General features: G+C 34.2%; 21 protein-coding genes. 14 read left to right on the top strand and 7 right to left on the bottom strand.

Annotation, left to right across the window (positions count from 1 at the left end; all coding sequences use genetic code 11):
• Positions 1-323: 323 nt before the first annotated feature.
• A complete protein-coding gene (locus HMPREF3154_RS09700; protein WP_023350483.1) occupies positions 324-1,976 on the top strand; it encodes a phospho-sugar mutase in 1,653 nt (550 codons plus the stop codon).
• Positions 1,977-2,006: 30 nt separating this feature from the next.
• Complete coding sequence (locus tag HMPREF3154_RS09705) at positions 2,007-3,230, top strand: serine hydrolase domain-containing protein (protein WP_023350482.1); 1,224 nt, start codon at positions 2,007-2,009, stop codon at positions 3,228-3,230.
• 142 nt (positions 3,231-3,372) lie between these two features.
• Here HMPREF3154_RS09705 and rihC read toward each other — a convergent pair whose 3' ends face one another.
• The 6 genes from rihC to HMPREF3154_RS09735 form a co-directional block, all read right to left on the bottom strand.
• Positions 3,373-4,281: a ribonucleoside hydrolase RihC gene (gene rihC, locus HMPREF3154_RS09710; protein ID WP_049326399.1), complete on the bottom strand. Its 909-nt coding sequence runs from the start codon at positions 4,279-4,281 to the stop codon at positions 3,373-3,375.
• Between the two features lie 150 nt (positions 4,282-4,431).
• Entirely contained in the window at positions 4,432-4,722 is a 291-nt protein-coding gene (gene qoxD, locus HMPREF3154_RS09715) for a cytochrome aa3 quinol oxidase subunit IV (RefSeq protein ID WP_002435478.1), read from the bottom strand.
• A complete protein-coding gene (qoxC, locus tag HMPREF3154_RS09720; RefSeq protein ID WP_002435471.1) occupies positions 4,719-5,324 on the bottom strand; it encodes a cytochrome aa3 quinol oxidase subunit III in 606 nt (201 codons plus the stop codon). Before qoxC ends, qoxD begins: the two co-directional genes overlap by 4 nt.
• Positions 5,314-7,302, bottom strand: coding sequence for a cytochrome aa3 quinol oxidase subunit I (gene qoxB, locus HMPREF3154_RS09725; protein WP_002435303.1), 1,989 nt, complete (start codon positions 7,300-7,302; stop codon positions 5,314-5,316). The genes qoxC and qoxB overlap by 11 nt, the downstream gene beginning before the upstream one ends.
• Positions 7,302-8,426, bottom strand: coding sequence for a cytochrome aa3 quinol oxidase subunit II (gene qoxA / locus HMPREF3154_RS09730; RefSeq protein WP_002435296.1), 1,125 nt, complete (start codon positions 8,424-8,426; stop codon positions 7,302-7,304). The genes qoxB and qoxA overlap by 1 nt, the downstream gene beginning before the upstream one ends.
• A 304-nt stretch (positions 8,427-8,730) precedes the next feature.
• Complete coding sequence (locus tag HMPREF3154_RS09735) at positions 8,731-9,048, bottom strand: DUF5011 domain-containing protein (protein ID WP_002435347.1); 318 nt, start codon at positions 9,046-9,048, stop codon at positions 8,731-8,733.
• Between the two features lie 261 nt (positions 9,049-9,309).
• On the opposite strand from HMPREF3154_RS09735, the gene HMPREF3154_RS09740 reads away from it, so the two are divergent.
• The gene (locus tag HMPREF3154_RS09740; protein WP_023350481.1) at positions 9,310-10,455 is read left to right on the top strand and encodes a globin domain-containing protein; all 1,146 of its coding nucleotides are present in this window, start codon (positions 9,310-9,312) and stop codon (positions 10,453-10,455) included.
• A 90-nt stretch (positions 10,456-10,545) separates the two neighbouring features.
• Here the strand turns inward: HMPREF3154_RS09740 and folD are convergent, their stop codons facing one another.
• A complete protein-coding gene (folD, locus tag HMPREF3154_RS09745) occupies positions 10,546-11,403 on the bottom strand; it encodes a bifunctional methylenetetrahydrofolate dehydrogenase/methenyltetrahydrofolate cyclohydrolase FolD (RefSeq protein WP_002435335.1) in 858 nt (285 codons plus the stop codon).
• Between the two features lie 203 nt (positions 11,404-11,606).
• Here folD and purE point away from each other — a divergent pair, with 203 nt between their 5' ends.
• From purE to purD, 11 genes are read left to right on the top strand one after another with little or no spacing between them, the layout of a single operon-like run.
• Positions 11,607-12,089, top strand: coding sequence for a 5-(carboxyamino)imidazole ribonucleotide mutase (gene purE / locus HMPREF3154_RS09750; protein WP_002435312.1), 483 nt, complete (start codon positions 11,607-11,609; stop codon positions 12,087-12,089).
• On the top strand, positions 12,076-13,203 hold the full coding sequence (gene purK / locus HMPREF3154_RS09755) for a 5-(carboxyamino)imidazole ribonucleotide synthase (RefSeq protein WP_023350480.1): 1,128 nt from the start codon (positions 12,076-12,078) through the stop codon (positions 13,201-13,203). Before purE ends, purK begins: the two co-directional genes overlap by 14 nt.
• Entirely contained in the window at positions 13,204-13,908 is a 705-nt protein-coding gene (gene purC, locus HMPREF3154_RS09760; RefSeq protein ID WP_070474699.1) for a phosphoribosylaminoimidazolesuccinocarboxamide synthase, read from the top strand. It abuts the gene before it with no gap.
• Positions 13,908-14,168 carry a phosphoribosylformylglycinamidine synthase subunit PurS gene (purS, locus tag HMPREF3154_RS09765; protein ID WP_002435433.1) on the top strand — a complete coding sequence of 87 codons (261 nt, stop codon included), beginning with the start codon at positions 13,908-13,910 and terminating at the stop codon, positions 14,166-14,168. The genes purC and purS overlap by 1 nt, the downstream gene beginning before the upstream one ends.
• 1 nt (position 14,169) lies before the next feature.
• Positions 14,170-14,841, top strand: a complete 672-nt coding sequence (purQ, locus tag HMPREF3154_RS09770) for a phosphoribosylformylglycinamidine synthase subunit PurQ (protein ID WP_023350479.1) — start codon at positions 14,170-14,172, stop codon at positions 14,839-14,841.
• Positions 14,834-17,023, top strand: a complete 2,190-nt coding sequence (gene purL / locus HMPREF3154_RS09775; RefSeq protein ID WP_023350478.1) for a phosphoribosylformylglycinamidine synthase subunit PurL — start codon at positions 14,834-14,836, stop codon at positions 17,021-17,023. Before purQ ends, purL begins: the two co-directional genes overlap by 8 nt.
• Entirely contained in the window at positions 17,002-18,486 is a 1,485-nt protein-coding gene (purF, locus tag HMPREF3154_RS09780; protein ID WP_002435420.1) for an amidophosphoribosyltransferase, read from the top strand. The genes purL and purF overlap by 22 nt, the downstream gene beginning before the upstream one ends.
• Positions 18,479-19,513, top strand: a complete 1,035-nt coding sequence (gene purM, locus HMPREF3154_RS09785; protein ID WP_037548668.1) for a phosphoribosylformylglycinamidine cyclo-ligase — start codon at positions 18,479-18,481, stop codon at positions 19,511-19,513. The genes purF and purM overlap by 8 nt, the downstream gene beginning before the upstream one ends.
• Positions 19,510-20,076, top strand: coding sequence for a phosphoribosylglycinamide formyltransferase (gene purN, locus HMPREF3154_RS09790; protein WP_070474701.1), 567 nt, complete (start codon positions 19,510-19,512; stop codon positions 20,074-20,076). Before purM ends, purN begins: the two co-directional genes overlap by 4 nt.
• Before the next feature lie 15 nt (positions 20,077-20,091).
• A complete protein-coding gene (purH, locus tag HMPREF3154_RS09795; RefSeq protein ID WP_023350475.1) occupies positions 20,092-21,570 on the top strand; it encodes a bifunctional phosphoribosylaminoimidazolecarboxamide formyltransferase/IMP cyclohydrolase in 1,479 nt (492 codons plus the stop codon).
• Positions 21,571-21,597: 27 nt separating this feature from the next.
• Positions 21,598-22,836 carry a phosphoribosylamine--glycine ligase gene (gene purD, locus HMPREF3154_RS09800; protein ID WP_002435343.1) on the top strand — a complete coding sequence of 413 codons (1,239 nt, stop codon included), beginning with the start codon at positions 21,598-21,600 and terminating at the stop codon, positions 22,834-22,836.
• Positions 22,837-22,862 lie beyond the last annotated feature (26 nt).

A 22,862-nucleotide genomic window follows, 5' to 3' on the forward strand; every position in this document is an offset into this window, starting at 1 on the left:
TATAAGCAAAATTACAACTCATAGCTTCACATTAATTTTACAATCTTAAAACTAAATTTACATTATTTTTTCTATAAGTATGGAAATAAATTTCTGTAAAACCCTTTATGGTACTAAAGTACTATAGAATTATTTTTAAATAAGCGTATTATCTAATTAAAGTGATTTATCTATGTCATTAAGTTATAATAATGCATAGCTAATCAAATATATAAAATTTGTAAAAACAATTATCAAATACAATTTCAATTATCAAATTTTCACCATAGATTCGACGTGCTACTTTCCTTTACATTGATTGTTTATAAGAAAGGAGATTACTAATGAAACAAGAATGGATAAAACGTTTGGATGAAAGTTTAATTCAATCGTTTTATGAGCAACAGAACGAAAGAGAAATAGAAGAAGGGTTAACAACACAGTTATCTTTTGGGACTGCTGGAATTAGAGGGAAGTTTGGCATTGGTCCTGGTAGAATGAACGCTTTCACGGTAAGAAAAGTAGCTTTAGGCTTAGCAAAATTTATAAAAGCAAATTCTAATGAAGCAACTATTGTTGTCTTTTACGATTCTAGATTACTTTCAGAAGCTTTCTCTAAAGAACTATCTACAATATTAGCTGATAACGGAGTTAAAGTTATCACTGCAGAAAGCTATAAATCTACACCTGAACTCTCTCATGCTATAAGATATTACGGGGCAGATGGTGGGGTAATGATAACAGCAAGCCACAATCCCAAAAATTATAATGGTATTAAAGTTTATAATGAATATGGTGGGCAACTATTACCTAAAGACTCTGAAATTTTAAGTAGTTATATAGACGAAATTGAAAATCCATTAGATATAGAAATCGGTAGCTTTGATAAGTTAGTAGCTAAAGATCAAATTAATTTTGCAAGCAAAGATGTTAGAAATAATTACATAAATGAAGTTATTAGGGCTACGGGAAACATTGAAAAAAAGAATGCTAAAACAGTACTAACTAGTCTACATGGAACAAGTTTGCCTATAGTTTCTGACATTTTGGACAAACTCAATTATGATAATTATGTTATTGCTCAATCACAATCTATTCCTGACGGAACATTTCCTACACTAAATAGTCCTAACCCTGAGGACGAATCCGCATTTGAAGTAGGGAAGAAGCTAGCTGAAGAAAGTGATGCACAACTCATTATTGCTACTGATCCTGACGCAGATAGATTAGGGATAGTAGAACGTTTAGATAATGGAGAATATAAATTTTTCAATGGTAATGAATTAGGACTTATATTAATGAAATTAAGGTATCAAGACCTAATTGATGCTTCATATGAAGATTTATATATTGTTAAGTCCATAGTAACTAGTGAACTAAGTGAAAAATTGGCGGATGTTTTAAATGTTAATGTTTATAATGTGCTTACAGGATTTAAGTATATTTCGGAAATTTTAAATGATAAGAGCCATACTAATGAAAAACTATTGTTAGCATTTGAAGAAAGTAATGGCTATATGGTTGAACCATTTGTAAGAGATAAAGATGCTCTTCAAATCGTACCTTTAATCATCAAATTTAAAAATCTACTTTACGAAAATAATATTACTTTAAAAGATACACTTGATGATATATATCGTACAGTCGGTCATTATCAAAATGTTAATTTAAGTCCTGTATTTGAAGGTGCGGATGGGCAGCGTAAAATAGAAACAATTATAAATTCATTTAGAAATAAAGAAATACATCAAGTGTGTGGGTTAGATGTAAAAGCAATTGAGGATTATCAATTAGGAACAATTAAGTATATAGAAAGTGGGAAAGAAAAAGCCACTTACTTACCTAATGCAAACTTAATACGTCTAATATTTGATGAAGGTTTTATAGCTATTAGGCCATCAGGTACAGAGCCTAAAATTAAGATATATTTTTCACTAAACGTAAATAACATTGATAGTTTAATTAAAGAATTCCAAGAGACTTATATTGAATATTAAAGACATGAATGTGTGAGGCTAACAAGAAAAATGAAACTTAATAAATTTAAAATAATCTTTTTTATAATCGTACTAGTTACACTGATTGTATTAGTTGGAATATTAGGATTTAAATGGAGTAAACATCATGAAGTAGAAACGCAAGTATTAAAGAATCAAAGCGATAACACTAATTATATTGAAAAAAGAGATAAGTCAGTTAAAGCGCCTGAGAAGTTAAAAACAATAGTTGATAAAAAAGAACCAATGTATGGCCAAATTGATAAGTATTTAAAAGAAACGCATTTCAATGGTACAGTAGCTATATTTGATAATGGTAAATTGAAAATGAATAAAGGATATGGTTATAAAGACATTGAAAAAGGTAAGAAAAATACTGCTAATACAATGTATCTTATTGGTTCTTCTCAAAAATTCACAACGGGATTAATGCTTAAACAATTAGAGCTAGAACATAAGGTGGATTTAAATGCACCTGTAACGAAATATTTACCTTGGTTTAAAACAGATAAAGAAATAACAATTAAAGATTTAATGTTACATAAAAGTGGATTATACAAATACGAAGCTTCAACAAACATTAAAAACTTAGATCAAGCAGTATTATCTATTCAGAAACGTGGAATTGATGATAAAGTTTATCATAAACATAGTTATAATGATGCAAACTATTTAGTCCTAGCTAAAGTGATTGAGAAGGTAACAGGGAAACCATACGTACAAAATTATTACGAACGTCTTGGTAATAAATTTCATCTAGAGCATTCTGCTTTTTACGATGAGAAGCCATTACAAAATGAAATGGCTAAAGGTTATAAATTTAAGAATGATTCATTTTCATTCTTACGTCCTAATGTACTAGATCAATATTTTGGTGCAGGGAACCTATATATGGCACCTTACGATATGGGTAAACTTATTAATAAGTTACAACAAGATAAATTATTTAGCTCTAATGTGACAAATCCAATGCTACATGAATTTGGTACTGAAGAGTATCCTGAAGAATATCGATATGGCTTCTATGTTACGCCATATCTTAATAGAGTGAATGGCGTGTTCTTTGGCCAAACATTTACTGTATACTTTAATGACCGTTATGTTGCTATATTAGGTACTAATATTAAAAATACTAACGGCTTCGTGCCTAATGAAGATAAAATGAGACATATTTTCTATAATATTCTTAATCAAAAGAAACCTTATAATACACCAGGTGTTAAAGTTCAAGAAAAACAGCGTACAAATCATTAGATATTCACCTAAAAAGACGATTAGAATAAAAACCACGCATATTCAATAAAGATATTTTTAGCCAATATATTAAATCAGACTGAGAAATTAACTATTATCTCAGTCTGATTTTTTTAATATATAGTTCAATATATATACCTTACTATTTACAATAGCTCAGTGCGTTAAGGAATAAATCTTCGTAATCTTTATCTACAGGTGAGAGTACAACTGTACAATTAGGATATTGAGATTCGAAATCTACAACAGTTGCTCCTTTAGTGTAATGACCAGCTAATTCTATTTGAACATCTGCTTCTTTGACATTAAATGCTTGAGGTTGCAGTAAATACAAAATAGTAAACACATCATAAATTTTAACGCCATATTCGAAGTCTTCGCTTCGATAGTGTTGAAATAAATCATGTAACATTTGTCCTGTTTCATTTTGATTTTTAAAGCTTTTAACGTAATCATGTGTAAATATGGCTTCTCTAGCTAAGTCTAATCCTATCATTGTCAGAGGCAATCCAGAGTTAAATACCACTTGCGCAGCTTCAGGATCACAATAAATATTAAATTCTGCTAGAGGCGTGACGTTTCCTCTTCCTGTACTACCACCCATAAGAACAATTTCTTTAATGTAATCAGTTACTTCAGGATATGTAGAAAGGAGTATTGCTATATTAGTCAATGGACCAATTGCAATGATAGTCATAGGATTCTCGCTCTTTAAAATTGTTTCTTTCATAGCTTCAACAGCGTGGGTAGATGCCAAATCCTTTTGCGCAAGTGGGGGAAAGTCATAGCCATCCATACCAGATTCTCCATGAACTGGTGCAGCGTCGACAATTTCGTTTAATAAGGGTTTTGATGCACCTCTATGAACAGGCACATCACTATTAAAGAAATGTTTAAGCTTTAAAGCATTTGCGGTAGTCTTCTCAATACCTACATTCCCATTCACAGTAGTAATCATTTTTACATCAAATTCTGGATGACATAAACCCAAACTGATTGCTGCAGCATCATCTATACCAGGATCAGTATCAATAATTATTGGGGTTACCATTATATTAATTCGCCTCCTAAAAATGAACTTCCCATTAAGCGTATCATTGTATCATCATAATTTCGACAATAAAAAAAGCAAGCTAACATATATATGCTAGCTTGCGTGTTGATTAACTAAGCCATGAGCTTGATAATCTTTACCTCAGTTTTATAAGTGGTGAGAGTGACCACCTTGCATTACCCAATACGTACCAATAACGATAGCTAGGGTAATGATGATTGCGAAGATAACTTTGAATGATTGAACTCGACCATCTTTACCTTCAGTTAAGTGCATGAACATTAATAATTGAACTGCAGCTTGGATAAAAGCAAAACCAAAGATAATTGTTACCTTAGCATGGAATGTCATTGATGTGTATAGTGTTACGAAAACTGCTAAAAGCGTTAAAACGATTGAAGCAATGAAACCGACAGTATGTTTTACGATTGTATTCATCCGCTATACACCATCCCTATCATATATACGGCAGTGAAGATGAAGATCCAAACAACATCTAAGAAGTGCCAGTATAAACTTACTATAAATAATTTAGGAGCATTGTATGAATCTAAACCGCGAGTTCCGATTTGGATTAATAAACAAATGATCCAAACAATACCTACTGATACGTGACATCCGTGCGTACCTAATAGGATGAAGAAACTAGACCAGAAGGAACCGATAGTAGGATTTACTCCTTCTTGTGCATAGTGTGCGAATTCGTAAATTTCAAAACCTACGAATACAAGCCCTAATAATACAGTGATAATCATCCAAATCATCATTAAGTTCTGTTTCTCTTTACGCATGTAGTAAATTGCAATACCACAAGTGTAAGAACTTAATAATAATGAGAATGTCATAATTAGTACAAGAGGCAATTCAAATAACTCTGTAGTCATTTTGTGAGCGTAATCGCCACCGTGTTGCAAAGTTAATAACGTTGCGAATAGGGTACCGAATAACGCGAATTCAGCTGTAAGGAAAATCCAGAAGCCAAGTTTATTTAATTCGCCTTCATGACTACGTGAATCGATTGTATTAGTATCATGACTCATGACTTACAGCCTCCCTTTCTTTAATACGAGCTTCTCTTAAACGTTTTTCAGTTTCTGCAACTTCAGAAGCATGGATGTGGTAACCATGATCAATTTGGAAACTTCTCCAAATCATAGTTCCAAAGATACCTGCTAAGCAGATAATTGCAGGAACGAGTGTTTCAAAGATTAAGAAGAAACCACCGATTGTAAAGAAGATACCCATCCAGAAACCTACTGGAGTATCGTTAGGCATATGAATATCTTTGTAATTATGGTTGTCTAAGTAATGACGACCATGTTCTTTCATATCAACAAAAGTATCGTAGTCATTCCAATCTGGAGTGATTGCAAAGTTGTATTTAGGTGGAATAGCTGAAGCTGTTGACCACTCTAAAGTACGACCAAGTCCATCCCAGTTATCACCAGTTGCTTCACGTGGTGCTTTGATATGAGCATAGACGATACTTGCAACTAAGAATAGGAAACCAATTCCCATTAATAATGCACCGATAGTTGAGATGAAGTTTAATAACCACCAACCATCAGAAGGCATGTAAGTGTATAAACGACGTGGCATACCATCTAATCCGAGTACGAATTGAGGTAAGAAACAAACGTTAAATCCGATCATGAATAACCAGAAGCACCATTTGTTTAATGTTTCGTTTAATTTGTAACCCATCATTTTTGGATACCAGAAGATTAAACCAGCTAAGCAGGCAAATACTACACCAGTAACCAATGTATAGTGGAAGTGGGCTACTAAGAAATAAGTGTTGTGATATTGATAGTCAGCAGATGCCATCGCTAACATTACACCTGTAACCCCACCTAATAGGAAGTTAGGGATGAATGCTAGTGAGAATAACATAGGTGACTCGAATGTAATTCTACCTTTATACAATGTTAGTAACCAGTTAAATAATTTAACTCCGGTAGGCACACCGATTAACATTGTTGAAATTGAGAAGAATGAGTTGATTAACGCACCATTACCCATAGTGAAGAAATGGTGAACCCAAACTAAGAAACTTAAGAACGCGATACCTGCAGTCGCCCAAACCATGCTTTGGTGACCGAATAGGCGTTTACGTGCGAAAGTTGGGATAATTTCTGAATAAATACCGAATGCTGGCAAGATAACGATGTATACCTCAGGGTGCCCCCATACCCAGAAGAAGTTTGCCCATAACATCGGCATACCGCCATCTGCTACTGTGAAGAAGTGTGTACCGAACACTCTATCTGTAGTCATTAATGCTAACGCAACTGTTAAAACAGGGAAAGCTAAAATGACGATAAGCGTAGTAATAAATGTTGTTACAGTAAACATTGGCATTTGCATGAACTTCATTGTAGGAGTTTTACATCTAAGTATTGTTACAAAGAAGTTAATACCAGTCATTAATGTACCAAGACCAGAAATTTGTATTGCAACTAAATAGTAGTTGACTCCTGGTCCAGGACTAAATTCACCAGCAAGTGGTGCATAGTTAGTCCAACCTGCAGCTGGAGATCCACCTACGATAAATGATAGGTTGAATAAAATCATACCAGCAAAGAATAGCCAGAAACTAACGTTGTTCATTACAGGGAAGGCAACATCACGTGCACCGATTTGTAATGGAACGACGATATTCCATAAACCAAAGATGAAAGGCATCGCCATGAAAATAATCATGATTACACCGTGCGTACTGAAAATTTCATCATAGTGGTTTGCTTCCAAGAATTTATTATCTGGAATAGTTAATTGAGTACGAATTAATAACGCGTCAATACCACCACGTACGAACATTAATACGGCACAGATTAAATACATTACACCGATTTTTTTATGGTCTACGGATGTGAACCATTCTTTGTATAGATATTTCCATAATTTAAAATAGCTAATTACTGCGATAAGTCCGATAACTAAGAATGGGGCAGCAATTTGCGCCATGATAATCATCCAGTTACCTTTAACGAGTAATTCATCCCATGGAAAATTCATTAATGTCCACCTCCATGATCATCATGTTCTTTTTTTTGAAGTTTAGACGCATTTTCGTCTTTTGCTCCTTTAGAAATTTTTTCCATTTCTTTAGAGTTATGGTCCTCTTCTTTTTTGAACTCATTGTCATATTTTTCATTGTTGCCGAGAATAATAGGTTTCATACCATGACGTTCATAGTTCGCGTTTGTCACTTTGACCTTACGAGCTGGTTTAACAGGTTTATCTTTTACATCTTTATAAAGATCTTTTTCTTCAGTGAAGTTAGGATCTTTCTGAACGAAATTATAACGTTTATAAGCGTAGAAGATATATTCTGGATCAGCTGCTGGGTCAACAAACGCCATATGAGTACCATTGAATGTTAATTCTTTATTAGGTGTGCTTGGTAAGAGTTGTTTATCAAATGTATCTTGATTTAATGTTTTCTTACCTTTAGCTTCTTTAACCCATTTATCGAAATCATTTTGGCTTACAGAGTGAACTTTAAATGTTTGACGAGCAAATCCGTCACCATTGAAGTTAGAGTTACGACCTCTGAAGGTACCTAATTGATCTGCTGTTAAAGTCCAATTCATTGTCATACCAGTCATAGCATATTTCTGACCACCTAATTGTGGAATCCAGAAACTTGTCATAGTATCCATAGCTTGAAGCTTGAATACGACTGGACGATCTTTAGGAATTGTTAATGTATTAACAGTCTCGATGTGTTGATCTGGGTAAGCAAAGAACCATTTGTAACCAGCGCTTACTGCGTAAACCACAAGTGGGTCTTTGTCTTTTTGAGGTGGTTTCTCATAATCATATAATGTTTTAACTGTTGGTACAGCTAAAGCAATAACGATTAGGATAGGTACCACAAACCAAATTGTTTCTATTAAAGAATTGTGGTGCATCTTGCCTGATACTTCATTCTTATTATAACTGTACTTATAAATAAAGAATGCAAACATGGCAAGCACAACGACAACAATAACAAGCATGAAGATGATTGAGTAGATGATCAAGAACTTCTGACTACTTGCTACTGGCCCTTTTGCATTAAAAACTTCTATATTTGAACAGCCACTAAGTAAAATTAGTGTGCCAAATAATAGAAGCAAAGACTTAAATTTTGACACTTTTTTTGACCTCCTAATACTACAAATGTAGGGCTTACCACTAATTTTAGTTTATTACACAATATTTACAAGTACCTGTAAAAAAAAATTTGTTGTTATATGTAAAGAATAAGCATTGATATAAGGTATGACGGGGATTTTAAGATTTGTTAAAATTATGTGTACATTTTGTGAAATTAGACAAATTTAACAAAATTGCATGTAATACAACTTATGTATTGAGAAGTGTTATCAATTGAAGGGTTGAGGGGGATTTTGCAAATAAAAAAGTTGAGAAAATTCTCAACTTTAAATAGGAAAGATTCTATTTTACTTCAATATATCTCGTAGATGTTTTTTCTGCTCCATCAGAGTCAGTTACTATATATTTAACTTCATATTTTCCAACTTTAGATGTATCTACCTGACCGTCGACTTTGATTTTATGAGTTAAGTCACCATCTTCTTTATCATATGCGCTTATACCATTTAATAAATTATAATCTTGGCCTTTTTCAATTACAATATCATTGACCCCGCGTAGTTGAGGTTCGGTATTAGTAGTCGCTTCTGCATTCAAATTAGGCGTTACTAAGGTAGCTGAAACACCAAGCGCTGATAATGACTGTAGTAATTTATTCATAACTTAACCTCCGTCTGATAGTCATCTATGATTTAAATCTAATATACTTTATATTTAAGATTTATACATCATACTATGGTCTTAATATACCCCAGTTTTAATAAAAATTAAATATATTTTAAGTAAATTTCATTAAAGATTATGTAAATTGAAAGTTTTGTGAAGGTTTTAGCATTTTATTTATTTTTTAGAAAAATAGGAATAGAATTAACTTGCAATAAATTAATAGGCCTTTTGAGACCTTATGTGGGAGTGGAAATAATGTTAACGGAAAAAGAAAAAAGTATCATTAAAGAAACTGTTCCTGTATTACAGGATAAAGGTGAAATAATTACATCACATTTCTATAAAAGAATGTTTAAACAACATCCTGAATTAAAAAATATGTTTAATCAAACGAACCAACAAAAGGGTCTTCAATCAACTGCACTTGCACAAAGTGTTTTAGCTGCGGCAGTTAACATTGAGCATTTGGAAAATATTATGCCAGTAGTTAAAGAAATCGCTTATAAACACTGTGCATTACAAGTACCACCTGCTGGATATGATATTGTTGGTGAAAATCTGATTGCAGCTATAAAAGAAGTAGTGGGATTAGATGATGATCATGAAATTATTAAAACATGGAAGAAAGCCTATCAAGATATCGCTGATGTATTTATTTCAGTTGAAAAGGATATTTATAGTCAAATGGCTTGGGACGGTTTCCAACCATTTAAAATAGAAGAAATTAAACATATTTCTTCAGATATTAAGTCTTTCACAGTTGTTTCAGATAAACATGATTTAAGTCAATTTGTTCCAGGTCAATACATTACCGTAGATGTAAGTAGCGAAAAGATGCCGTATCGTGCAAAACGTCATTATTCAATAGTAAAAGGTGACAAACAACATTTAACATTTGCAGTTAAACGAGATGTGACAACTGAGCATGAAGGAGAGGTATCTACTATATTACATGATGAGTTAGTAGAAGGTGATTCAATTAATTTATCTGCACCAGTAGGTCCATTTAAAGTAGAAAACTTGAATAACGAACAATTATTCTTAGGATCTGGTATAGGAGTTACCCCTTTAGTACCAATGTTTAATGAAGCAGTTACAAATGGGTCTAAAGCTCAATTTATTCAGGTTACTAATGATGTTAACGATGCACCGTTTGAATCATTAATTAATGAAATTGCAACTACTAAAGAATCTGTTGATTATCACCTACATGATAAAAACTCAGAAGGCTATCTAGATGAAGAAAAACTTAAAGACTATATTAATGAAGAAACAGAAATTTATATTTGTGGAGGTACTCACTTCTTACAATCAATTATAAAAGCATTAAAAGAAATGAATGTAGATACAAATAAAATTCATTACGAAACATTCATTCCTAAATTAAGTGTAACTGTATAATATAATGAAGAAACCATCTCAGTATTTAAATGATTACTGAGATGGTTAATTTTTTTATTTAAAGAATGGAAAGTTATAGAGCGTAGAGATTTATTCAATTCCTCTGCGCATTTTTTCTGCTATAAGTGTATTATTTAGTACCATAGTAATTGTTAATGGTCCTACACCACCTGGAACAGGTGTAATTGCTCCGGCGATTTCTTTCACTTCTTCATATTCTACATCGCCTTTTAATTTGCCATTTTCATCAGGTGTATTACCAACATCAATAATTACTGCACCTTCTTTAACCACGTCTTTAGTTACAAGGCCAGGTTTACCTACTGCACTGACGATAACGTCTGCATCTTTTAAGTGTTTACTCATATCTTTTGATCGTGAATGTAAAATAGTTACAGTTGCATTCTTTTGTAGTAATAGTTTTGAAACAGGTTGACCAACAATATGACTTCTGCCTATTACAACAGCATGTTTACCTTCTAGATTAATATCCGCATGTTTTAAAATTTCCATAATTCCTAATGGTGTACAAGGTACAAAAGTTTGCTCATCAATATAGAGTTTACCAATATTTGAAGGATGGAAACCATCTACGTCTTTATCAGGATTAATAGATTCTAAAACTTTTTGTTCACTCACTTGTTCCGGTAGAGGAACTTGAACAAGAATTCCACTCACAGAATCATCGTTGTTAAGTCTGTCTAACTCTTTTAGAACGTCTTCTTCTGATGTTGATTCATCTAAATGTACAATTTCGGAAATCATTCCTATTTTTTCAGCAGCTTTCTTTTTAGATTTTACATAACTTTGACTTGCGCCATCATTACCAACTAGAATAACTGATAATTTTGGAGTGAAACCACGTTCTTTTAAAGATTCAACTTGTTCTTGTAATCCTTGACGATATTCCTTAGCTATTTGTTTTCCATCTAATACTTTAGCAACCACTTAAAACTCCTCCTTTAATTTCTTTAATATCTTAACTTTAACATTAATTATAAAGTAATTGATAGTCAAAAGACGTAAATTAAATTTAAAAATATAATTAAAGTTCGATTTTTGATTGAAAAACTATCCTATGATTGTTATGCTATATCTGTAATATACAACTAATTCTTATCACAATCCAAACTTTTGAAAGGGTGTAAAACGTGAGAGTAGCAGTCATTATGGGTAGTTCTTCAGACTGGGAGATTATGAAAGAGAGTTGCTTGATGTTAGATGAATTTGATATTCCGTACGATAAAAAAGTGGTTTCTGCTCATCGTACGCCACAACTTATGTTTGAATTCGCTAGTCAAGCAAAGCAAAACGGCTATGACATTATTATTGCTGGAGCCGGTGGAGCAGCACATTTACCTGGTATGGTAGCGTCAATGACTACTTTACCTGTCATAGGTGTGCCAATAGAGTCAAAAAGTTTAAAAGGGTTAGATTCTTTATTATCTATAGTACAAATGCCTGGTGGAATACCGGTAGCAACTACGGCTATAGGTAAATCAGGTGCAAAAAATGCTGGAATATTAGCAGCTAGAATGATTGGTATGACTGATAACACAGTTCATAAGAATTTGGAAAATTATGAAAAAACATTAGTGAATAAAGTGGAGGCAATGCAAAATGAGCTTCAATAAACTGAAATTCGGTTCAACAATCGGAATTATTGGTGGAGGACAATTAGGGAAAATGATGGCACAGTCCGCACAAAAAATGGGCTTTAAGGTTATTGTCCTTGATCCAAACGAAGACAGTCCATGTCGCTATGTTGCACATCAATTTATTCATGCTAATTATGACGACGAACAAGCATTAAAAGAACTAGGTGAAAGTTCAGACGTCATCACTTATGAATTTGAAAATATTTCTTCACAACAACTTAAACAACTTACAGAAAACTACAATATACCTCAAGGCTATCAAGCAATTCAGTTACTTCAAGATCGTCTTACTGAAAAGCAAACACTAAAAGATGCTGGAACACAAATCGTTCCTTTTCTACAAATAAAAAATAAACAAGATTTATATCAAGCTTCTAAGGAACTAGGGTATCCATTCATCGTTAAAACTCGCTTTGGTGGATATGATGGGAAAGGACAAATCCTAGTTGAAAATGAGTCAAATTTAGATGAAGCGATTGATTTAATTTCTAATCAAGAGTGTGTAGCGGAACAATACCTTGATATTGATAAGGAAGTTTCTCTTACAGTAACTATCGGAAATGAGCAACAAACAACTTATTTTCCATTACAAGAAAATGAACATAGAAATCAAATCTTATTTAAAACAGTCGTACCTGCTAGATCCAATAAAGAAAATGAAGCGCGTAAAGAAGTGGATAAGATAACCAATGCAATTCATTTTGTAGGTACATTTACTGTTGAATTTTTTATAGATAAAGAAAATAATCTTTACGTTAATGAGATAGCACCACGCCCTCATAATTCTGGACACTATTCAATAGAAGCATGTGACTTTTCTCAATTTGATACCCATATTTTAGCAGTAACAGGACAGAGACTCCCACAACAAATTGAAGTCTTGAAACCAGCAGTAATGATGAATTTACTCGGACGCGACTTAGATTTACTTGAAAATGAATTTGCAAATCATCCTGAATGGCACGTTCATATCTATGGTAAATCACAACGCAAACCAGATAGAAAAATGGGGCATATGACATTACTTACTGATGATGTGAATCAAACTGAACAATACATGTTAATGAAGTTCGAAGGGAGAGATAAATAAGTGTCATTATTATATGAAGGAAAAGCAAAACGCGTTTATACTACTGATACAGAATATCAATTGCGAGTAGAATACAAAGATGAAGTAACCGCAGGCAACGGAGCCAAAAAAGACACAATGGCCGGCAAAGGAAAGTTAAATAATCAAATCACATCAATTATATTTGATTATTTAACTCGTAACGACATCAATAACCATTTCATTAAGCAACTTTCAGAGACAGAACAAATAGTACAACAAGTTGATATTATCCCATTAGAAGTCGTAGTGAGAAACATCGCCACTGGTTCTATTACTAAGCGATTAGGATTTGAAAAAGGGCACGTGTTTGAAGAACCATTAGTCGAATTTTTCTATAAGAATGATGACCTTAACGATCCTTTAATTACTGATGATCATGTAAAACTACTTCATATTGCTAAAGATGATGAAATAGACAAGTTAAAACATATAGCAAAAGAAATTAATAAAGTATTGGTTCAACTTATGGAAGAAATGGAGCTAAGACTTGTCGATTTTAAAGTTGAATTTGGTAAAACACATGATGGCGAAATTTTACTAGCTGATGAAATTTCTCCTGATACATGTCGTATATGGGACAAATTTTCAGATACAAACTTTGATAAAGACGTTTATAGAAATGATACTGGCTCACTCATTGAAACTTATCAAACATTCTTGAATAAATTGGAGGATCTTAAATAATGAAAACAATCGAATTGCACATCACTTTACAACCACAAGTATTAGATACTCAAGGACAAGCTTTAAACAGAGCTGTACATGATTTAGGTTATACACAAGTGAATGACATACGCGTAGGCAAAGTTCTATACATGACGGTTGATGAAGCAACAGATGAAGCGGTTGATAATATCATTACGACATTAAGTGAAAAGTTATTCGCTAACACAGTGATAGAAGAATATAGCTATAAAGTGATTGAAGAAAAGGAGAATGCATAAGATGAAATTCGCAGTTCTCGTATTCCCTGGCTCTAACTGTGATAGAGACATGTTTAATGCCGCAATTAAATCTGGCGTTGACGCAGCTTACGTCGATTATCGTGAAACGAGCCTCGAAGGATTTGATGGAGTTCTGATCCCTGGTGGCTTTTCATTTGGTGATTATTTAAGATCTGGAGCAATGGCAAGTGTGGCTCCTATTATTAATGAGGTTAAACGTCTTGCAAAAGAAGGAAAACCAGTGCTTGGAGTATGTAATGGTTTCCAAATATTAACAGAAATTGGATTACTTCCTGGTGCGTTGCTTCATAATGATTCTCATCTTTTCATAAGTAGAAATGAAACTTTAAAAATTGTTAATAATCAAACTCCATTTACTCATTTATATGAAGCTAATCAAGAAGTCGTTTATCCTGTTGCTCATGGTGAGGGGCATTACTATTGTACAGAAGAGATCTTTAATGAACTTGAACAAAATAATCAAATTATCCTTAAGTATATTGATAATCCTAATGGTTCTTATGAAGATATCGCAGGCATTGTTAATAAAGAAGGAAATGTTTGTGGAATGATGCCTCATCCTGAACGCGCATTAGAAACACTACTAGGCACTGACAGTGGAGTGAAATTGTTTGAATCAATGGTTAAAAGTTGGAGGGAACAACATGTCTAAATTTATCGAACCAAGTGTTGAAGAAATTAAACTTGAAAAGCTTTATCAAGATATGGGACTTAGTGATAAAGAATACGATAAAGTAGTTGAAATTCTTGGTAGAGAACCCAACTTTACTGAGGTAGGAATCTTTTCAGTAATGTGGAGTGAACATTGTTCATATAAACATTCTAAACCATTCTTGAAACAGTTTCCGACTACTGGTGAGCATGTCTTAATGGGCCCTGGTGAAGGGGCAGGTGTAGTGGATATTGGAGATAATCAAGCAGTCGTATTTAAGGTGGAATCACACAATCATCCATCAGCTATAGAACCTTATCAAGGCGCTGCAACAGGTGTAGGTGGAATTATTAGAGATATCGTCTCAATAGGAGCGAGACCTATTAACTTGTTAAATAGTCTACGTTTCGGTGAACTATCAGTCAAACAAAATCAACGACTTTTAAAAGGAGTTGTGAGCGGGATTGGTGGTTACGGAAATTGTATCGGTATTCCGACTACAGCTGGTGAAATTGAATTTGATGATCGATACGATGGCAATCCACTTGTAAATGCAATGTGTGTAGGTGTCATCGACCATGACATGGTCCAAAAAGGTACTGCTAAAGGCGTTGGTAACTCAGTTATTTATGTTGGTCTGAAAACTGGTCGCGATGGTATTCACGGTGCAACATTCGCTTCTGAAGAACTAACTGAAGAAAGTGAAAGTAAACGACCTTCAGTTCAAATCGGTGATCCATTTGTAGGTAAGAAGCTCATGGAAGCAACACTTGAAGCTATTACGTTCGATGAACTGGTAGGAATTCAAGATATGGGAGCAGCAGGTTTAACATCTTCTTCATCTGAAATGGCTGCTAAAGGTGGAAGTGGTCTTCATTTAAAACTTGACCAAGTTCCTACTCGAGAACCTAATATTTCACCATATGAAATGATGCTTTCTGAAACACAAGAAAGAATGCTACTTGTAGTTGAGAAAGGTACTGAACAAAAATTCTTAGACTTATTTGATAAACATGAACTTGATAGTGCAGTGATTGGTGAAGTTACTGATACAGATCGATTCGTATTAACTTATGAAGATGAGGTATTTGCAGATATCCCAGTTCAACCACTTTCTGACGAAGCACCAGTTTATATACTTGAAGGTGAAGACAAAGAATACAATACGTCTAAAAATGATTATAGCAATATTGATGTAGAAGATGTATTTTCAAAATTATTAAAGCATCCAACGATTGCTTCAAAACGTTATTTATATGAGCAATACGATCAACAAGTTGGAGCAAACACGATAGTGAAGCCGGGTCTTCAATCTTCAGTTGTACGAGTAGAAGGAACTAATAAGGTAATCGCTTCAACAATTGATGGTGAAGCACGTTATGTTTTTAATCAACCATATGAGGGTGGAAAGATGGTTGTTGCAGAGGCATATCGTAATTTAATTGCGGTTGGTGCGACACCACTTGCAATGACAGATTGCTTAAATTATGGTTCACCGGAAAAGAAAGAAATTTACCAACAATTAATTGATTCAACTAAAGGCATGTCTGAAGCGTGTGAAGTTTTAAATACACCTGTTGTATCAGGTAACGTTTCGCTTTATAACGAAACGCGTGGTACGTCTATTTTCCCAACGCCAGTTGTAGGAATGGTCGGTCTTATTGAAGATATTAATTATTTAAACGATTTCCATCCCAAAGCTGGAGAAAAACTTTATTTAGTTGGCGATACGCGTAATGATTTCGGTGGAAGTCAAATCGAAAAGTTATTATATGGTTCTGTGAACCATGAATTTGAAGAGATTGATTTAAGCGATGAAGTTGAGAAGGGTGAATCCATTAAACAGGCAATTCGTAACGGCGTGGCTTCTCATGTTCAAACAGTAGGTAAAGGTGGTTTACTTCTTACCCTAGCTAAAATAAGTACATACTATAATCTTGGACTTCATGCACAACTTGATATGACTAATGCACAATTATTTAGTGAAACTCAAGGTCGTTATATTATCTCAGTTAAAGACGGTCAGACTTTAGATATGAATCAAGCTATAGAGATTGGTCAATTAACAAGTGATGGCACATTTAAGGTCTCTAATTCAGAAGTTACAATTTCGGAAAAGGTTTCAGACATTAAACATACATGGGAAGGAGCAATCGCTCAATGTTTAACAACTCAGGATTAAATGAGGAATGTGGCGTATTTGGAATCTGGAATCATCCTGAAGCAGCACAATTAACTTACATGGGTCTTCATAGTTTACAACATCGTGGTCAAGAAGGTGCAGGGATTGTAGTTTCGGATGATCAAACACTTAAAGGAGAAAGAGGACTAGGTTTACTGACTGAAGCAATTAAAGATACTAATATGGAAAATTTAAAAGGGTATCCACATGCAATTGGTCATGTACGATATGCAACATCTGGTAATAAAGGGATTGAAAATATACAACCCTTTTTATATCACTTTTATGACATGAGTGTCGGTATTTGTCATAACGGTAATTTAATTAATGCTGAATCTTTACGTCAAAATTTAGAAAAGCATGGTGCAATATTCCATTCATCATCTGATACTGAAGTCATCATGCACTTAATTCGTCGCAGTAAAGCACCAACCTTTGAAGAAGCACTTAAAGAAAGCTTACGCCAAATTAAAGGTGGTTTCACATTTGCGATACTTACTGAAGATGCACTCTATGGCGCAGTTGACCCTAATGCGATTCGTCCACTTGTAGTCGGTAGAATGGAAAATGGTGCATATATCTTAGCTAGCGAAACTTGCGCTATTGATGTTCTGGGTGCAGAGTTTGTACAAGATATCCATGCAGGAGAGTATGTCATTATCAACGATGATGGAATCGTTGTCAAAAATTATACACGTCATGTAAATACAGCTATTTCGGCTATGGAATATATTTATTTTGCAAGACCAGATTCTACAATAGCTGGAAAAAATGTTCATGCTGTGAGAAAAGCATCTGGTAAAAGACTCGCTGAAGAAAGCCCTGCAAAAGCTGATATGGTTATTGGAGTACCTAATTCTTCACTGTCTGCAGCGAGTGGTTATGCTGAACAAATTGGCCTTCCTTATGAGATGGGTCTCGTTAAAAACCAATATGTTGCACGTACATTTATTCAACCGACACAAGAATTACGTGAACAGGGCGTACGTGTTAAATTATCGGCAGTTAAAGATATTGTCGAAGGTAAAAAAATTATTCTTGTAGATGATTCAATCGTGCGTGGCACTACGTGTAAAAGAATTGTGAAAATGCTTAAAGATTCAGGAGCTGATGAAGTGCATGTGAGAATCGCTTCTCCAGAGTTCATGTTCCCTAGTTTCTATGGTATTGATGTGTCGACTACTGCAGAGTTAATTTCAGCAAGTAAATCACCAGAAGAAATTAAAGATTACATTGGTGCTGATTCACTAGCATATCTAAGTGTTGATGGGCTCATTGACTCAATTGGTTTAAATTATGATGCACCGTATCGTGGATTATGTGTTGAAAGTTTCACAGGAGATTATCCAGCAGGTCTTTACGATTATGAAAAGAATTACAAATCACATTTAAGCGATCGTCAGAAAGCTTATATAGCTAATAATAAACATTATTTTGATAGTGAGGGAAACTTACATGTCTAAAGCGTATGAACAATCAGGTGTAAATATTCATGCAGGTTATGAAGCGGTAGAGAGAATATCAAGTCATGTTGAACGTACAATGCGTAAAGAAGTCTTAGGTGGACTTGGAGGTTTTGGTGCTACTTTTGATTTATCTCAACTTAATATGAAAGCACCCGTACTCGTTTCTGGTACAGATGGTGTAGGTACGAAATTAAAACTTGCTATTGATCATGGCAAGCACGATACGATTGGTATTGATGCTGTAGCCATGTGTGTGAATGATATTTTAACGACTGGAGCAGAACCTCTATATTTCTTAGACTACATTGCTACAAATAAGGTAGTTCCATCAATTATTGAACAAATCGTCAAAGGTGTGAGTGATGGGTGTGAACAAACGAATACCGCATTAATTGGTGGAGAAACTGCTGAGATGGGTGAAATGTATCACGAAGGTGAGTACGATATTGCAGGTTTTGCAGTGGGCGCTGTTGAAAAAGATGAGTACATAGATGGTTCTAAAGTAGAAGCAGGACAAGCAATTATAGGTTTAGCATCGAATGGTATTCATTCTAATGGCTATAGTTTAGTTAGAAAGCTTATTAAAGAATCTGGCATCAATTTACATGATAACTTTAATGGAAAGACTTACTTAGAAACGTTTTTAGCACCCACTGAATTATATGTAAAACCAATTCTAGAATTGAAAAAACATGTAGATATTAAAGCAATGAATCATATTACTGGTGGCGGATTCTATGAAAATATACCAAGAGCTTTACCTAAAGGGTTGTCGGCTAGAATAGATACAACTTCGTTCCCAACATTAGACGTTTTTAATTGGTTACAGCAACAAGGGAACATTAGTACAGATGAAATGTATAATATCTTCAATATGGGTATAGGCTATACCGTTATAGTAGATAAAAAAGATGTATCAACAGCTTTAGCGGCTTTACAAGAGCTTGATGTGAAAGCTTATGAAATTGGTGAAGTGATTGAAGACGCTGATACGCCACTTCATTTAATGGGGGTAGAATCGTGATTAAAATAGCGATTTTTGCCTCAGGTTCAGGTAGTAACTTTGAAAATATCGTTAAACGTGTTAAAGATGGCGATTTGCAGAACATAGAAGTGACTGCACTATATACTGATAAAGCTAATGCTCAGTGTATAGAACGAGCTAGAAAATTAAATATACCTGTTCATGTTAACCAACCTAAAGACTTTGCTTCAAAGTCATCTTATGAACAACAGTTGCTTAAACATTTATCCGATGAAGGGGTTCAATGGATAGTTTTAGCAGGTTACATGAGATTGGTTGGTCAAGATTTACTTCAAGCCTTTGAAGGACGAATGTTAAATATACATCCTTCACTATTGCCTAAATATAAGGGGTTAGATGCAATAGGCCAAGCATTTGATAGTGGAGATACAGTGACAGGTTCAACCGTGCATTATGTAGATAGTGGCATGGATACGGGAGAAATTATTGAACAACAACAATGTGATATTAGAACGGACGACACGAAAGAAGATTTAGAAGAGAGAGTCAAAAATTTAGAATATGAACTTTATCCTAGAGTTATCACTAAAATCATTAAATAGAGGAGTATCTAAGAAATGAAAAAAGCAATTTTAAGTGTTTCAAATAAAAGTGGAATTGTAGAATTCGCTAAATCATTAACTTCATTAGATTATGAATTATATTCTACAGGTGGCACTAAACGTGCGCTAGAAGATGCGGGTATCGCTGTAAAGTCAGTATCTGAATTAACTCAATTTCCTGAAATAATGGATGGTCGAGTAAAAACATTACATCCAGCTGTCCATGGGGGGATCCTAGCAGATCGTGATAAACAAGAACATCTCGATCAATTGAATGAACAACATATCGACCTTATCGATATGGTTGTCGTCAACTTATATCCTTTCCAAAAAACAGTAGAAAATCCGGATGTTACTGAAGCAGATGCTATTGAAAATATTGATATTGGCGGACCAACGATGTTGCGTGCTGCAGCTAAAAACTTTAAACATGTAACAACAATAGTACATCCTTCAGATTACAATGAAGTCATTGATAGAATTAAAAATAATCAATTAGATGAAGATTATAAAAAATCCTTAATGATTAAAGTATTTGAACATACAAATCAATATGATCATGCCATTGTAAGTTTCTTTAAAGGTGATAAAGAAACTCTTAGATATGGTGAGAACCCTCAACAATCTGCATACTTTGTAAGAACATCAAATAGTAAACACACAATTGCTGGTGCAAAACAATTACATGGTAAACAGTTAAGCTTTAATAACATTAAAGATGCGGATGCGGCTTTAAGTTTGGTTAAAAAATTTGAAGAACCTACAGCAGTAGCAGTTAAACATATGAATCCTTGTGGCGTAGGTGTTGGAGAAACGATTGAAGATGCATTTAAAAATGCATATGATGCTGATAATCAATCCATTTTCGGTGGAATTATTGCATTGAACCGTACTATAGATGCTAAATTAGCAGAAACATTACATTCAATTTTCTTAGAAGTAGTTATTGCTCCTAAATTTACTGAAGAAGCACTTGAAATTTTAACTCAAAAGAAAAATATACGTTTACTTGAAATAGATATGACCATTGATAACGCTGAACAAGAATTTGTTTCTGTTTCTGGTGGTTATTTAGTGCAAGATAAAGATAATAAGGATGTCACTCGTGAAGACATGACTGTTGCTACTGAAGTACGTCCAACTGAATCACAGTGGGAAGCAATGTTATTAGGATGGAAAGTTGTAAGTTCTGTAAAAAGTAACGCTGTGATTCTAAGTAATGATAAACAAACTGTTGGTATAGGTGCAGGGCAAATGAATCGCGTAGGTTCAGCTAAAATTGCTATCGAGAGAGCAATTGAAATTAATGATAATGTTGCGCTAATTTCTGATGGTTTCTTCCCAATGGGGGATACAGTAGAATATGCGGCAGAACATGGTATTAAAGCCATTATTCAACCTGGTGGCTCTATTAAAGATCAAGAATCTATTGATATGGCTAATAAATATGGTATCACAATGGTTATGACTGGAATGCGTCACTTTAAGCACTAAGTTTTACTTAAAGAAAGGAGTAAACTTATGAAAGTTTTAGTTATCGGAGCAGGTGGACGTGAACACGCATTAGCTTCTAAAATTAATCAATCCTCACTCGTTGAAAAGGTCTATGCTATACCAGGTAATGAAGCAATGGTTAACGTTGCTGAAATTCATAATGAAATAGCCGAGTCAAGTCATCAAGAGATAATAGATTTCGCTATAAATAATAACATTGACTGGGTGGTCATAGGACCTGAACAACCATTAATTGATGGCCTAGGAGATTTACTTAGACAACAAGGAATAAAAGTGTTTGGCCCAGGGCAAGCTGCTGCTCAAATTGAGGGTTCGAAGCTCTTTGCGAAACAACTTATGGAGAAGTATGACATTCCTACTGCAGATTATAAAGAAGTAACGAATCGATCTGACGCGCTAACGTATGTTAAAACGTGTGAATTGCCGGTAGTTATTAAGAAGGATGGTTTAGCAGCTGGGAAAGGAGTAATAATTGCCAAAACCCGAGATGAAGCTATCGAAGGTGTAGAAACGCTTTACACTAAAGAGCAAGGGCAAGTGGTTTTTGAGAGCTTTTTAGAGGGTGAAGAGTTTTCATTAATGACATTTGTTAATGGTGATTATGCAGTTCCTTTTGATTGTATCGCTCAGGATCATAAACGTGCTTATGATAATGATGAAGGTCCTAATACTGGAGGCATGGGGGCATATTGTCCTGTTCCGCATATTAGTGAGGATGTACTTCATCAAACCAATGAGCGCATTGCTCAACCTATTGCTCAAGCGATGAGTAAAGAAGGGTATCATTTCTTTGGCTTGCTCTATATTGGTGCTATTTTAACAAAAGAGGGTCCTAAAGTGATAGAGTTCAATGCAAGATTTGGTGATCCAGAAGCGCAAGTGTTACTCACGCGTTTAGAAAGTGATTTAATGCAACATATTATTGATTTAGAACAACGTCAACCAATTCATTTTAAATGGAAAGATGAAGCAGTTGTAGGAGTCATGTTAGCATCTAAAGGGTATCCAGGATCATATGATAAAGGATATAAAGTTAGTGGTTTCGACCCAGATTCTCATTATTTTGTTAGTGGTTTAAAGAAAGAGAGAGACCATTTTGTTAATGCTGGTGGTCGTGTGATCCTAGCCATTGGTGAAGGAGCTACGGTTAAGGATGCACAAGCTGCTGCATATAACAACGCTGAAAAAATTAAAAGCGATAATCTTTTCTATCGTAATGATATAGGCAATAAAGCAATAAAATAGTAAAAAAGGAGATGCACAATAAATGT

The sequence above is a fragment of the Staphylococcus sp. HMSC06C11 genome, from assembly GCF_001808345.1.
GTDB lineage: Bacteria > Bacillota > Bacilli > Staphylococcales > Staphylococcaceae > Staphylococcus > Staphylococcus capitis.